The organism is Sphingomonas sp. PAMC26645, assembly GCF_004795835.1.
Taxonomy (GTDB): Bacteria; Pseudomonadota; Alphaproteobacteria; order Sphingomonadales; family Sphingomonadaceae; genus Sphingomonas.
In genome coordinates this window covers 2129176-2142500 of record NZ_CP039249.1, presented here as the reverse complement: position 1 = coordinate 2142500, position 13325 = coordinate 2129176, and the positions used below count along the sequence as shown (strand labels likewise).

Here is a 13325-nt window from a genome sequence, read left to right as displayed (position 1 = left end):
CGCGTTACGCACCCGTGCGCCACTAAGGCCGAAGCCTTCGTTCGACTTGCATGTGTTAGGCATGCCGCCAGCGTTCATTCTGAGCCATGATCAAACTCTCAAGTTTATGTCACCAGCCAATCGCAGTGGAATTCCACGATCAACCAGCCCATCTCAAGGAGCCGCTCTGCACAATATCATTCAGACGACCGTCTCGATGCGAACACCAAAACGACCGTCCATTACATATGGAATATGTGAAGGACATATGAGAACGACTTAGCTTTAAACGATACCCCGAACCCTTGAGGAGCCCGAGAACCGCAAGCCGCCGCCCACATGTCCCTTCATCTTAACCTACAATGTCAAAGAGCCGACAAAAATACCGACACTCGCATAACTTCCCTCTCGAGAAGCTTGGAGCATCTGGTTTTTTGCGACCGCACCAACCAGACCGTGGGGCCGTTCGCTGCGGTGACACCCCTCTAGGGCCACCTCTCAATACCGTCAAACGCTTTTTTACAGTTTGAGGTCAGTTTTCGAAAAGTCAGAGGGCCGCGCGCCTGAGCAAGCCCTCCGTCGACCTTAGCGAGGATGCAGCCGGGCGAGCGCAATGCCGGCAAGGTTCTGGGCTCGACCGATATGCCGGATACGGACGCGGTCAAAACGTTTGGCCAGTGCCGCGAACCTACTGCGGTGCACTTCCAAGTCTGCCGAACGGCACCGCGCCTTACCGCTGGCTTGCGTCACGACCAGGGTAGAATCGCCTAGCAGCGTGATGTCGCGATCGCCTTCTAGTTGAGCGATCTCCAACGCATGGATTGCGGCTAGCCATTCGGCGTCGCTGTTTGTGCCCTCACCCAGATCGTGCCGGTAGTGGGTAACGCCCTTGCGGACGACAGCACATTCGGCCGGGCCAGGGTTTGGCCGGCATCCGCCATCGAAGAACAGCTTGGTCGACTGCCCGTATGTCATCAGGCCTTCGCTCGCACCTTCGTCGTTGCTTTACTCGATGAGTTACGCTTCCTGTGTGCCAGCGCGGCGCCGATCGCGATCATGCCAAGGCCAGCAGCTGGCGAACCACGACGAATCGACCGCAGACCGCCCAGCGCCAGAAGCGACGCGGGCAAGCCTGCATGCAGGCCACTCAGATGGGCTACGGCCAAGACCCCTGCCCTGTCCGGCTCCTCAGGCTGAACGACTGGCTTCGAGGCCATGGCTGTTGCAACCGTGTCAGCGACGGTCGCGCCTCGCGTTCCCATCGGGGTGGCCCCGCCGGTCGTCGTATCGCTCGTCGTCTGGTGTTCGAGTTCCGAATTCAGCTCTGCGCCGAGCAGGAACACGTAGGCCGAGAGCCACAGCCATGTCAGCAGCACGATGACCGCGCTCAACGAGCCATAGGTCACGCCGTAATTCCCGAAGCGCGACACGTAGACGCCGAACCCGATCGTCGCACCAAGCCATATCACCGTCGCTGCAAGCGATCCCGGGGTTAGCCACGTCCACTTCGCCTTGTGACGGTTGGGGCCGAACCGATACAAGCATGCCGCCGCCGTGACGCCCAGCGAAGCGAGCACGCCGTAACTTACGAGGCGGATCGCCAGGAGCAGGATCTGTGGCGCGCCGGGTATCAGGCTGTCGAGCAACGCGAACGCCGCCGTCGACAGGGCGGCGACGAGGGCCAGCATCACCGCACCACCGGTTATCGCGAAGGCGAGCAGGTTCAGCGTTATGAACCCGCGCGTTTCCTTTTCTTCATAGGCGATGTTGAGCGCGGTGACGATCGACGACGCACCCTTCGTACCTCCGTACAAGGCGATCCCCAACGCGATGACGAGGCCGAAACCCTTCTTGCCCTCCGACGTATTGACGACGGTCGCGAGCTGGTCGCCGACCACCCTTGCCGCGTCTTCGGGCAATACATTGAACAGCGCGCGGATGTTCGCGACCACCGTCGCGGTGTCGGCGACCAGGCCGTAGATCAGCACGACGGACGCCAGCAGCGGAACGATCGCGGCGAACCCGTAGAACGCGGTACCCGCCGCGATCAGGCCGATATTGTCGTCGTTCCCCTCGGCCCAGGTGCGCTTCAGGACCTTCCACCATTCGCGTGCCGACATCGACCAAGGGCTGGTGGCCTGATGCTCGGATGGTGTTTCGTGCGTGCTCAGCGTCTTGCCCCCTTCGGTATATTGCGGCCCAACGCCGCACGGACGCAAACGGACCCTCAGAGTTGCCGCAACGCCTGTGCGGGCCGCGCGCCGAGAATGGACCACGCACCGATAAGCCCGATCACCATCGTCAACCCCGCCCCGCCCAGCAACGTTGCCAAGACGGTTGCGTAGTGCGGGCGCCATTCGAAACTGAAGAGCTGGGTCACGACATACCACGCGCCACCGAGCCCGAGCAGCAACGCGAGTACCGACAGCACGATACTGAGGAACGCGTACTCGAGCGCCTGCACCGCCAGCACCTGCCGCCGGGTAGCGCCGAGCGTGCGCAGGATCACGCCATCATAGGTGCGCGCCTCTCGCGCTGCGGCAATCGCGCCGATCAGCACCGCTATCCCGGCCAGGATAGCTACCGACGCTGCCGCGGTGATCGCAATCGCCATCTGCGAGACGATATCACGGACTTGGCCCAGCACGCCACGAACCTCGATCACCGAGACCGACGGAAAACGCGGCAGCAAAGCACGCATGACTTGCGCTTCCTGCCCCGGTGCGAGTTCGATCGTTGCGGCGAGATTGTGCGGCGCGCCCTCGATTGCGTTAGGCGAGAACACCATGACGAAGTTGAAGCCGAGCGTATCCCAGCTGATCCGGCGGAACGACGCGATATGCGCGGTCCGCTCGACGCCGAGCAAGGTATAGGTGAGCGGATCACCGATCTTGAGTTCGAGCACCTTGGCCAGCCGCTCGTCGATCGAGACCAGTGGCGGGCCCTTGTAGTTTCGCGGCCACCACCGACCAGCGGTGAGTTCGCTGCCCTCGGGCAAGGTCGCGGCGTAGGTCAGCCCGCGTTCGCCGCGCAACGCCCATGCGCCGTCGGGCAGCGTCTTGAGATCGGCGACGCGCGTGGTGCCATAGCCGGTGATCGTGCCACGCATCGCCGGGACGGTGCGGATCACGGGGTGGGTCGCCACGCCTTCGATGGTCCGGCGGAACTCCGCCTCGCGGTCAGGCGGCACGTCTAATGCGAACAGCGCCGGTGCGCGCTTCGGTACGGTAAGCGCGATGTTCGCGTCGATGCTGGTGCGGATGCCGGCGAGGAGGACGAACAGCGTCAGGCCGAGACCGAGCGCGACGACCAGGGTGCCGGTACGCGCGCCGGGACGGTGAAGTCCGGCGATGGCGAGCCGCAACAACGGCTTGCGCGAGCGGGGAAGCGCGGCGGCGAGCCGGCGTACGGCCCAGCCGAACCCTGCCAGCACCAGCAATACGCCGGCCACCGCCGCGAGGAATCCTGCGCTGAGACCGGGCTGGTCCGCGGTCGAGAGTGCGAGCGCGACGATCGCGGCGCCTGCACCGAGGACCCAAGGCAAGGTCCGGCGCAGCGGCACGGACCGATTGCCGAACACCCCGCGCAACAGGCCCGCCGCGGGAATGCTGCCCGCCTCGATCAGGGGAGGCGCGGTGAAGGCGAGCGCGATAAGCATCCCGTAGGCGGCGGCGAGCGCGAGGGGCGCGAACTGGAGTGAGAATTGTGGCGCGACTGGCAGGACATCGCCCGCGAGCCAGACGATCAGCGGCACCGTGACCGCGCCCGCGACCAACCCGGCAACGATCCCCATCGCGGCGACGACGGCGACTTCGAGGAGGTAGATTTTGGCGATGAGGGCAGACGTCGCTCCGAGCACCTTCAAGGCCGCGATGCTGCTCCGGCGGGCGGCGAGATAGGAGGACACACCGTTGCCGACGCCGATCCCGGCGATGACCAGCGCGGAGAGCCCCACCAGCAGCAGGAACTGCCCCATGCGATCGACAAAGCGTTCGGCACCGGGCGCGGCGCGGTCGCGCGTCTTGGTTTCCCAGCCGCCGGTCGGGAATGCCGCCTTGAACCGATCGACCGCGGTAGTGGGCGAAGCACTGGGCGACAGGCGAACGCGGTACTTGCTCTCGTACAGGCTGCCGGGCTGGACCAGACCGGTACGCGCGATGCCCGCCATCGAGACGATCGCGACGGGTCCGAGCGTGAATCCCTCGCCGAGGCGGTCCGGTTCGTTCGCGATCACGCCCGCGACGGTGAAGTCCGCGATCCCAAGCCGTACGTGCCCGCCGCGTCCGACGCCAAGCCTCTGCGCCAAGGCCGGGACGATCCGGATCGCCTTGGGATCGTCGACCTTCGCGACCGATCCACCCTGTACGGTCAGCGTCCCGTAGAGCGGGTAAACCGCGTCGACGCCCTTGAGCTGGACCGGCACGCTGTTCGTGCCGCGGATCGCGGTCGCCTGCATCCGCACGGTTTCGGACACCGTGCCGAGCCGCGCCATCGCCGCGCGTTCGTCAGGCGTAGCGGCGCGCTGCGACGTGCCGAACTCGATATCGCCACCAAGGATCGCGCTGCCGCGTGCCGCAAGCTCGCCATCAATCGACTGCGTCAGGCTGCCGATCGCGGCCAACGCGCCGACGCCGAGGAACAGGCAGGCCAGCAGAAGCCGCAGCCCGCGAAACCGAAGATCGAGTTCGCGACGGGCAAGCCGCCACGCCAGCCGCCATTCGCTCACCGCAAGCGATCCGCGGCGATCCGGCCGTCGGCAAGCTCGACGATGCGATCGCAACGCGCGGCGAGCACGGGGTCGTGGGTAATGATGATCAAGGTGGCACCGGTCGCGGCGCGGCGGTCGAACAACAGGTCCATGACCGATGCGCTGGTGGCGGCGTCCAAGTTGCCGGTCGGTTCGTCGCCGAAGACCAGCGCGGGCCGCGGGCCGAGCGCGCGGGCGATCGCCACGCGCTGCTGCTCGCCGCCGGAAAGCTGCGTGGGGTAGTGGCCGATCCGGTGCGACAGGCCGACGGCGGCGAGTTCGACTTCCGCGCGCTCGAACGCGTCGGGCATCCCGGCCAGCTCCATTGGCACGGCGACGTTCTCGAGCGCGGTCATCGTCGGGAGCAGGTGGAAGGCCTGGAGGACGATCCCGATCCGCCCACGCCGCGCGCGCGCAAGGGCATCCTCGTCGAGCTTGCCGAAATCGAGCCCCGCCACCTGGACCCGGCCGCTAGTCGCGCGCTCCAGGCCGGAGAGCACCGCCATCAGCGACGACTTGCCCGACCCCGAAGGCCCGAGCAGCGCGACGCTCGTGCCCTGCGAGATGTCGAGATCGATGCCCTTGAGGATCGTCGTCGCGGCGGTCGAGGCGCCGAGTGTCAGCGTGACATCGCGCGCCGAGATCACCATATCGGCGGAAGCAGGTTCGGACATGGAGACCAATATCTTGGAGAAACAGATGCGATTCTGGCCTCTTTATGGGGGCGGACTGGCGCTTCTCCAAGCGGGGTTGCTGGCCGGCTGCGATCGGACACCCGAAGTCCCTGCCCCGCCGCCCGCGACGAACACCGTATCGTCGGTTGCTGCGACCCCAGCACCGCAGGGTCCGGAGCGTCTGATCCTGGCCTTCGGGGACAGCCTGTATGCGGGCTACGGCCTCGACCGCGGTCAGAGCCTGCCCGATGCCTTGCAGAACCGGTTGCGCAAGGACGGGATCAACGCGACGATCGTCAATGCCGGCGTCTCGGGCGATACCAGCGCGGCGGGGCGGCAGCGGTTCGCCTTCGCGCTCGACAACATGAAGCGCAAACCCGACCTCCTCCTGCTGGGGCTCGGCGGCAACGATGTTCTTCGCCAGATTTCCCCGGCCGAGACGCGCGCCAACATGACGGCGATGATGGACGAGGCAAAGCGTCGCGGCATCCCGGTGATGCTGACCGGCATGATGGCGCCGCCCAACCTGGGTCGGGAGTATTCTTCGCAGTTCAATGGGATATGGACCGACTTGGCCAAGACCTATCATGCAACGCTGTACCCGTTCATCCTGGACGGAGTCATCGGCAACGCCGCGCTGATGCAGGCGGATCACGTTCATCCCAACCGGACCGGCGTCGACCGGATCACCGCCCGCGTTGCGCCACTGGTGGAAAGCGCGTTAGGACGATCGCAATGACGGCGTTGCATCGTCGTCGATAGACTTACGAAGTATCGCGCGATCCACGATGCGCGGTACGACAATTTGGCGGCGGGACGGCAATAGCCGCGCGCAAGGAAAAGGGTAAAGCATGCAATTGAGCGGTTTGATCGCACGACTGGGGCGGCATCTCGATCTCACCGACGCCGAACGCGAGGCAATCCTGCACGCCGAACGCGGCGAGCGGCGGTTGCGTGCGGGTGACGTGCTGGTCGCGGAAGGTGGCGAAAGTCACGCGCTGTATGTCGTGCGACAGGGGTGGCTGCACTCGTCGACCAAGCTGGTCACCGGCGGGCGCCAGATTCTGCGGTTTCATTACGCGGGCGACCTGATCGGAACGTCGAGCATGGCGTGGTCGCAAGCAGCGGCGACACTGACCGCGATCTCGGACTGCATCGTGATCGATTTGCCGAAGACCGAACTCGGGCTGCTCTTCCGCGCGCAACCGCGCATCGCCGGGCTGCTCTATGCGATCGCCGCAGCCGAGAACGTCGCGATGAGCGACCGGCTGACGACGATCGGGCGGATGGGGGCAAGCGAGCGGCTGTCGACGCTGCTGCTCGACATCATGGCGCGGCTGCGCGTGACGGCGGGGGGGATCGTCGATTCCTTCGACCTGCCGCTGACGCAGACCGATATCGGCGATGCGCTTGGGCTGACCAAGGTGCATGTGAACCGGACGATCCGGGCGCTGGAGAAGGCGGGCGTGATCGAGCGGAACGGGCGTCGAGTCCGGATCGTCGACGAAGCGGCGCTGGTGACGGCGACCGGGTTTACCGATCGGTACGGCGAGATCGAGACCGCGTGGTTGCCGCCAGCGGTTTGAGGGCTATCTGATCCTCCCCCGCCAGGGGGAGGTGGCTGGCTGTTGCCAGACGGAGGGGGGAGGTAAGCGAAACGCCTGTTCCGTGCCCTCCCCCTCCGTCACCTTCGGCGACACCTCTCCCTGGCGGGGGAGGATTTAGGGTCAGCTGCGATCCACGACGAACAGCGTGACGCGGTCATACTTGATGTCGCCGGGGTTGAAGATTGCGTCGGGTACGAACGGACGATCGGTCACCTCGATATCCTTCAGCCCGGCGAGCTTGAACGTCCCGAGCTTGATCTCCTTGGGCGGCTGGCCGTCGCGCTCGAGCGTCACCGCATCGACGAACACATCGTCATGCTTGGTGTACAGGATGTGCGGCGCAAGCGTGCAGACCATCCGGTTGTAGGTCGCGGTGATGCACTTGCGCAGCGCGATCGCCTGGAGGAGCAGCGCGTTCGCGTTGTTCGGCGCGGAGGTGTCTGGGGTCGAAGTCATGTTGTGCATCGCAGCATAAGTTTGAGGATCGGTGCCGTTAGGCCGAACGCGACCTTACCCACAAGGGTTAAGTTTTCGCGACCGCCGCTTCGCCTGCGCTTTTACCCGCCCGGCTGGTCGTCGGCAAAGACTTCGTCGGTATGCACGTCGAACCTTACCAACTGCGCCCGACCGAACGTCGTCGTCAGCGCAGTGTCGGTTGCATCGCGCCCCCGCGCCATCAGGATGCGACCGATCCGCGGGCGATTGTGGCGAGCGTCGAAGGTGTGCCACGTCCCGCCCAGATACACGTCGAACCATGCCGAAAAGTCCATCGGCACGTCGACCGGCGGGATGCCGATATCGCCGAGATACCCGGTGCAATAGCGCGCAGGGATGTTCATGCACCGGCACAGCGTGATCGCCAGGTGGGCGAAGTCGCGACACACGCCCTGGCGCTCCTGATGAACGTCCCAAGCGGTCTTCGTCGGGCGGGCATAGTGATAGCCGAACTCGACGTGATCATGGACGAAGTCGACGATCGCCTGAACCCGCTGCCAGCCGGACGGGACATGCCCGAACAGCGACCAGGCGGTCTCGGTCAGCCGGTCGGTCTCGCAATAGCGGCTGCCGAGCAGGTAGATCAGGACATCGTCGGGCAGATCCTCGACCGCGTGCTGGACGGCGTCCGGCGTGATCGGATCGGGCTCTCCACTATCCTCGATCGTGAAGTCGCACGACAGCGTCAGGCCGCCCTTGGGCACGGTGATGCGCGTGCAGACGTTGCCGAACGCGTCGAGGTAATCGTAGGTCGGCACGTCGGGGGTCGCGACGATCCGGTGTGGCGTCACGAGATCCTTGTTGCGGGACGGATGCAGGCTGAGCATCGCCATCATCGGCGTCGCGACCTTGGTCTCGAAAACTATGTCGTAGCCAGTCCGGATCAGCATGGAAGAGCCCCTTTTCACGCCTGTTTTAAAGTTTGTGCCAAGTGTTGCCCCGCCGCGTCGACATCGTCGAGCGTGATGTCGACCGACACGGTCATGTCGAGAAAGCTGCCGGGAAAGCCGCTCCAGGTGCCGGAGATCGGCACGGCCTGGTAGATGTCGCGCGCGACCGCGACGCGGACGAGCCCGCGGTTGCCGACGATGCCATTGGTCGGATCGAACTCGACCCAGCCCGATCCCGGCAGGTACACGCGGACCCAGGCATGCGTGTTGCCACCGCCGGTCTGCTGCTCGCGCGCGCTGGGGTTGTAGACATAGCCCGAGATGAACCGCGCCGCGAAGCCGAGCGCGCGGACCGCCTCGATCATCAGCACGGCATAATCGCGACACGTCCCCTTGCGCGTCGCCAGCGTCTCGATCGGCGACTGCGTGCCCTTTTCCGGTCGCGGGACATAGGTGAACTCGCGCCGGATCGTCGCGGTCATGTCCGACAGCATCGCCAGCGTGTCGGTCGGCCCGTCGGTCCGCACGAAGCGCCGTGCCCAGCTGTCGATCTGGCGCAGCGGATCGTGATGCTGACGCTCGATCGAACGAAGCAGGTCGGGCATCTCCTCCGACGAATACGTGAACGGATACATCCGCGCATACCGCTCGATATCGACGTTCTGCAGTTCGGCCGGCGTGTGCAGCAACTGCACGCGGCTGTCGAAGACGAGCTCCTTCGCGCGCTTGTCGAACGTCGCGATCGCGACCGAATTGCCGAACACGTCCTGTAGCCAGCGGACGTCCGAAGGCTCTGGACTGATCGTCAGCTGCGCATCGATCAGATGCTGGTCGAAACTCTCGCGCGGGCGAACCATGATCCGATGCTCGCCAAACGCTACCGGATGGCGGTAGGAGTATCGGGTTACATGAGAGAGAGTTAGAGATGGCATCGAGGATCCGTGTCGCATGAAGACCGCTATCAGCCAATCGCTGCTTGGGACCGAAGATGCCGCACCGGTCACATTGGTCAACCCCGAAGGTGCGTCATCGTTCCTGCTGATCGGCGATCATGCCGGGAAAGCCGTGCCGGCCGCGCTCGGCTCGCTGGGGTTGGGCGATGCCGAACTCTCGCAGCACATCGGTTGGGACATCGGCATCGCCGAGCTTGGCCAGATGTTGGCCGAGCGGCTCGACGCGGTCTTCCTCCGCCAGACCTATTCGCGGCTGGTGATCGACTGCAACCGGAGCGCGCAGCAGCCCGATGCGATCGCCGCAGTGAGCGACGGGACCGTCGTGTCGGGCAACCAAGCCTTGTCGGACGCCGACGTCGCGGCGCGGTTCGCCGAGATCCACGAGCCTTATCAGGCGGCGATCGCGGCCGAACTTGCGCGCCGCGATGCTCTGGGGATCACGACGACACTCGTCGCGCTGCACAGCTTCACGCCGTCGATGCGTGGTGTCGAACGGCCGTGGCAGATCGGTATCCTGCATGACGGCGGCGATACCGGGTTTGCGCACGCCCTGCTCGGCGTCCTGCGCGACGAGCCCGACCTGACCGTGGGGGACAACGAACCCTACCGCATGGACCAGATCGACTACACCGTTCCGCGCCACGCCTACCCCGCCCGCCCCTATGCCGAGATCGAGATCCGGCAGGATCTGTTGGGCTCGACGGAAGGATGCGCGGCGTGGGCGGATCGGCTCGCGCGGCTGCTGCCGGTGGCCGCGGCACGCACCCGGGGAGCTTGAACCAGCGCCCCAACCGGGATCGGTTTTCAAATTGGCGCGTTAGGCCGCAGGCCTTGGATTATGAGGTCGCGTCCTCCGACCCCTGAGATACGATGCAGCGACCTACGGCCCCGACTACCGATACCCCTGTTTCGTCGCATGCGAGCGAGGACCGATACCGCGCCTTGGTGGACGCGATCGATGCCGGTTTCTGCATCATAGACCTGCTGTTCGACGGCGAACGCCCCGTCGACTACCGCTTTATCGAGGTCAATCCGCGGTTCGAGAGCCAGACCGGGCTGGTTGATCCGGTCGGCAGGACCGCGAGTGAACTGGTCCCCGATCTCGAAGCCTTCTGGTTCGAGACCTATGGCCGCGTCGCGACGACCGGCCAACCCGCGCGGTTCGATCATGGTTCGGAACAGATGGGACGGTGGTTCGACGTCCACGCCTTCCGCGTCGGCGATCCCGAAGCCCGACAGGTCGCGGTATTGTTCACCGATATCTCCGAGCGCCGCAACATCCTCACCGCGGCGCAAGCCAGCGAGGAACGGCTTGGCCAGGCGCTGGCTGCAGGCAATGGCATCGGCACATGGGACTGGGACGTTCCGAACGACCGCGTCACCGCGGACGAGCGGTTCTCGACACTGTACGGCGTTTCCCCCGAGCTTGGACGCGCCGGTGCGCCGATCGAGCGTTTCTTCGGCAACATCCATCCCGACGATGTGCAAGCCGCGCAGTCCGCAATCGACACGGCCTTACGGACTGGAGGCGATTTCAATGCGGAATACCGTCTCGTACAGCCCGACGGCGCAATCCATTGGGTGACCGCGCAAGGTCGCTGTCGCTTGGCCGCCGATGGCACGCCGCTTCGCTTCCCCGGCATCAGCTTCGACATCACTGAGCGCAAGCAGGCCGAGTTGCGCCAGCGCGCGCTGCTCGAGCTGAGCGACGCGATCCGCGACCTGACCGACCCTGACGAGATCGCCTATGCCGCCTCCGCGATCCTGGGCCGCGCCTTGCAGGTCAGCCGGGTAGGCTATGGCATCATCGACAAGGTGAACGAGACGATCACGGTCAAGCGCGACTGGAATGCGGAAGGCGTGACGACGCTCGCCGGCACGCTGCATTTCCGGGCGCACGGGACGTATATCGAAGACCTCAAGGCCGGACGAACGGTGGCGATCGCCGATGTCGACAAGGACGACCGGACGCGCGACACCGCCGATGTCTTGAAGGCGATCGACGCGTGGTCGTTCGTCAACATGCCGCTCCTCGAACAGGATGATTTCGTCGCGTTGCTCTACGCCAACCACGCCGTTGCGCGGGTGTGGAGCGACGATGACCTTGTCCTCATGCGGGAAGTTGCCGAGCGAGTCCGGGCCGCCACCGAACGGCTGCGTGCGGAAACCGCGCGGCGCGAGAGCGAGGAACAGTTCCGGGTCTTCGCCGAAGCCGTGCCGAACCAGATCTGGGCGGCTAGGCCCGACGGGCACCTCTATTGGTTCAACCGCCAGGTCTATGAGTATAACGGACTGGAACCGGGTGCGCTCGACGGTATCGGCACCTGGAGAGACCGCGTCCACCCCGACGATTATCAAGCTGCTTCCGAAGCTTGGCGGCATTCCCTCGCAACCGGTGAGCGGTACAGCGTCGAGTATCGGGCGCGGAGCAAGGATGGCGACTATCGCTGGTTCCTGGTCCGTGCGGACGCGGTCCGCGCTCCCGACGGCACGATCCTTCGCTGGGTCGGGACCAACACCGACATCGACGACAGCCGCCGCCAGACCGCCGAACTCGCGCGCTGGAACGAGACGCTGGAGGATCAGGTTGCGACGCGAACGCGCGAACTCATGGTTGCCGAGGAAGCGTTGCGGCAAAGCCAGAAGATGGAAGCCGTCGGCCAGCTTACCGGAGGAATTGCGCATGATTTTAACAATTTGCTGACCGGCATTACCGGCAGCTTGGAACTGCTCGGAATCCGTATCGCGCAAGGCCGGTTGAACGACGTAGAGCGCTATTCGCTGGCCGCGCAGGGTGCTGCAAAGCGTGCGGCGGCGCTGACCCACCGGTTGCTCGCCTTTTCGCGGCGACAGACGCTCGATCCCAAGCCGACCGACGTCAACCGGCTGGTCGGGGGGATCGAGGATATGGTCCGGCGCACGGTCGGTCCCGAAGTCGCGGTCGAGGTCGTCGCCTCGGTGGGGCTTTGGGCGACCCTGGTCGATCCCCACCAGTTGGAGAACGCACTGCTCAACCTGTGCATCAACGCGCGCGATGCGATGCCGGGTGGCGGGCGACTGACGATCGAGACCGCCAATCGCTGGATCGATGCCCGGACGGCACGCGAGCGTGAACTCGATGCCGGACAATATGTGTCGCTGTGCGTGTCCGACACGGGCACGGGCATGACCCCGGAGGTGATCGCCAAGGCGTTCGATCCGTTCTTCACGACCAAGCCGCTTGGGCTTGGCACCGGGCTTGGCCTGTCGATGATCTACGGCTTTGCCCGGCAATCCGGTGGACATGTCCGCATTTACTCTGAGGTCGGCGAAGGCACCAACGTTTGCATCTACCTCCCGCGGCATTTCGGTGAGGCCGAGGATACCGAGACCGTCGCCGGACACGCCGAAGCCCCGCGTGCGAACGCCGGCGAAACGGTGCTCGTGGTCGACGACGAACCGACCGTCCGAATGCTGGTGATGGAGGTGCTCGAGGAGCTTGGCTACGCGGCGATCGAAGCGGCAGACGGGGCATCAGGGCTCAAACTGCTCCAGTCCGACATTCGCATCGACCTGCTGGTCACCGACGTCGGCCTTCCCGGCGGCATGAACGGGCGACAGATGGCCGACGCGGCGCGGATCGGGCGGCCGGACCTCAAGATCCTCTTCATCACCGGCTATGCGGAGAATGCGGTCGTCGGCAACGGTCATCTCGATCCCGGCATGCATGTCATGACAAAGCCGTTCGCGATGGAAGCCCTGGCCACGCGCATCAAGGATCTGATCGTTGCGGGATGATGGGGCGGCGTGTGGAGTCGGATCCTCCCCCACTCCGTCATCCTGACGAAAGTCAGGATGACGGCGAATGTTTTGATCCCCCGGAGAACGTCAAACCATGTTGCATCGCGGTAACAGTCGCGGCGCCATTCGCGTTCATGGCAACATTGTCACTTGATATGATGTATCATCAAATCTACCCGATTTGTCGTACAGGGACGACA

At 64.9% G+C, this 13325-nt stretch carries 11 protein-coding genes and 1 rRNA gene (1 of these 12 running past the window's edge); 4 read left to right on the top strand and 8 right to left on the bottom strand.

What is annotated here, in order from left to right; genetic code table 11:
• From E5673_RS10160 to E5673_RS10140, 5 genes are all read right to left on the bottom strand, one after another.
• Nucleotides 1-106 (bottom strand): 16S ribosomal RNA (locus E5673_RS10160) (it extends 1381 nt beyond the left edge of the window).
• 458 nt (nt 107-564) lie between these two features.
• Nucleotides 565-954, bottom strand: coding sequence for a ribonuclease HI family protein (locus E5673_RS10155; RefSeq protein ID WP_136189899.1), 390 nt, complete (start codon nt 952-954; stop codon nt 565-567).
• A complete protein-coding gene (locus E5673_RS10150) occupies nt 954-2099 on the bottom strand; it encodes a YihY/virulence factor BrkB family protein (protein ID WP_136189898.1) in 1146 nt (381 codons plus the stop codon). Before E5673_RS10150 ends, E5673_RS10155 begins: the two co-directional genes overlap by 1 nt.
• A gap of 107 nt (nt 2100-2206) precedes the next feature.
• On the bottom strand, nt 2207-4705 hold the full coding sequence (locus tag E5673_RS10145) for an FtsX-like permease family protein (protein ID WP_136189897.1): 2499 nt from the start codon (nt 4703-4705) through the stop codon (nt 2207-2209).
• Nucleotides 4702-5400 (bottom strand): ATP-binding cassette domain-containing protein, encoded by a 699-nt coding sequence (locus E5673_RS10140; RefSeq protein WP_247599653.1) that lies wholly within the window; start codon nt 5398-5400, stop codon nt 4702-4704. Before E5673_RS10140 ends, E5673_RS10145 begins: the two co-directional genes overlap by 4 nt.
• Before the next feature lie 25 nt (nt 5401-5425).
• Between E5673_RS10140 and E5673_RS10135 the strand changes: the two genes are divergently transcribed.
• Nucleotides 5426-6139 carry an arylesterase gene (locus tag E5673_RS10135; protein ID WP_136189896.1) on the top strand — a complete coding sequence of 238 codons (714 nt, stop codon included), beginning with the start codon at nt 5426-5428 and terminating at the stop codon, nt 6137-6139.
• Nucleotides 6140-6257: 118 nt separating this feature from the next.
• The gene (locus E5673_RS10130) at nt 6258-6986 is read left to right on the top strand and encodes a Crp/Fnr family transcriptional regulator (protein ID WP_168711597.1); all 729 of its coding nucleotides are present in this window, start codon (nt 6258-6260) and stop codon (nt 6984-6986) included.
• A 141-nt stretch (nt 6987-7127) separates the two neighbouring features.
• Here the strand turns inward: E5673_RS10130 and E5673_RS10125 are convergent, their stop codons facing one another.
• From E5673_RS10125 to E5673_RS10115, 3 genes are all read right to left on the bottom strand, one after another.
• Nucleotides 7128-7463, bottom strand: a complete 336-nt coding sequence (locus E5673_RS10125) for a hypothetical protein (RefSeq protein WP_056063484.1) — start codon at nt 7461-7463, stop codon at nt 7128-7130.
• 101 nt (nt 7464-7564) lie between these two features.
• Entirely contained in the window at nt 7565-8392 is an 828-nt protein-coding gene (locus E5673_RS10120) for a transglutaminase family protein (protein ID WP_136189894.1), read from the bottom strand.
• Between the two features lie 14 nt (nt 8393-8406).
• On the bottom strand, nt 8407-9324 hold the full coding sequence (locus tag E5673_RS10115) for a transglutaminase family protein (RefSeq protein ID WP_136189893.1): 918 nt from the start codon (nt 9322-9324) through the stop codon (nt 8407-8409).
• Nucleotides 9325-9340: 16 nt separating this feature from the next.
• On the opposite strand from E5673_RS10115, the gene E5673_RS10110 reads away from it, so the two are divergent.
• Together E5673_RS10110 and E5673_RS10105 are read left to right on the top strand one after the other, a co-directional pair.
• A complete protein-coding gene (locus E5673_RS10110; protein ID WP_136189892.1) occupies nt 9341-10123 on the top strand; it encodes an N-formylglutamate amidohydrolase in 783 nt (260 codons plus the stop codon).
• Nucleotides 10124-10215: 92 nt separating this feature from the next.
• Nucleotides 10216-13122 (top strand): PAS domain-containing protein, encoded by a 2907-nt coding sequence (locus E5673_RS10105; RefSeq protein WP_136189891.1) that lies wholly within the window; start codon nt 10216-10218, stop codon nt 13120-13122.
• Nucleotides 13123-13325 lie beyond the last annotated feature (203 nt).

Bases quoted from the DNA above. Each gene is read 5' to 3' on its own strand.
- E5673_RS10135 (WP_136189896.1), top strand. From the start codon at position 5,426: ATGCGATTCTGGCCTCTTTATGGGGGCGGACTGGCGCTTCTCCAAGCG.
- E5673_RS10120 (WP_136189894.1), bottom strand. From the start codon at position 8,392: ATGCTGATCCGGACTGGCTACGACATAGTTTTCGAGACCAAGGTCGCG.
- E5673_RS10115 (WP_136189893.1), bottom strand. From the start codon at position 9,324: ATGCCATCTCTAACTCTCTCTCATGTAACCCGATACTCCTACCGCCAT.
- E5673_RS10140 (WP_247599653.1), bottom strand. From the start codon at position 5,400: ATGTCCGAACCTGCTTCCGCCGATATGGTGATCTCGGCGCGCGATGTC.
- E5673_RS10105 (WP_136189891.1), top strand. From the start codon at position 10,216: ATGCAGCGACCTACGGCCCCGACTACCGATACCCCTGTTTCGTCGCAT.
- E5673_RS10150 (WP_136189898.1), bottom strand. From the start codon at position 2,099: ATGTCGGCACGCGAATGGTGGAAGGTCCTGAAGCGCACCTGGGCCGAG.
- E5673_RS10125 (WP_056063484.1), bottom strand. From the start codon at position 7,463: ATGACTTCGACCCCAGACACCTCCGCGCCGAACAACGCGAACGCGCTG.
- E5673_RS10155 (WP_136189899.1), bottom strand. From the start codon at position 954: ATGACATACGGGCAGTCGACCAAGCTGTTCTTCGATGGCGGATGCCGG.
- E5673_RS10110 (WP_136189892.1), top strand. From the start codon at position 9,341: ATGAAGACCGCTATCAGCCAATCGCTGCTTGGGACCGAAGATGCCGCA.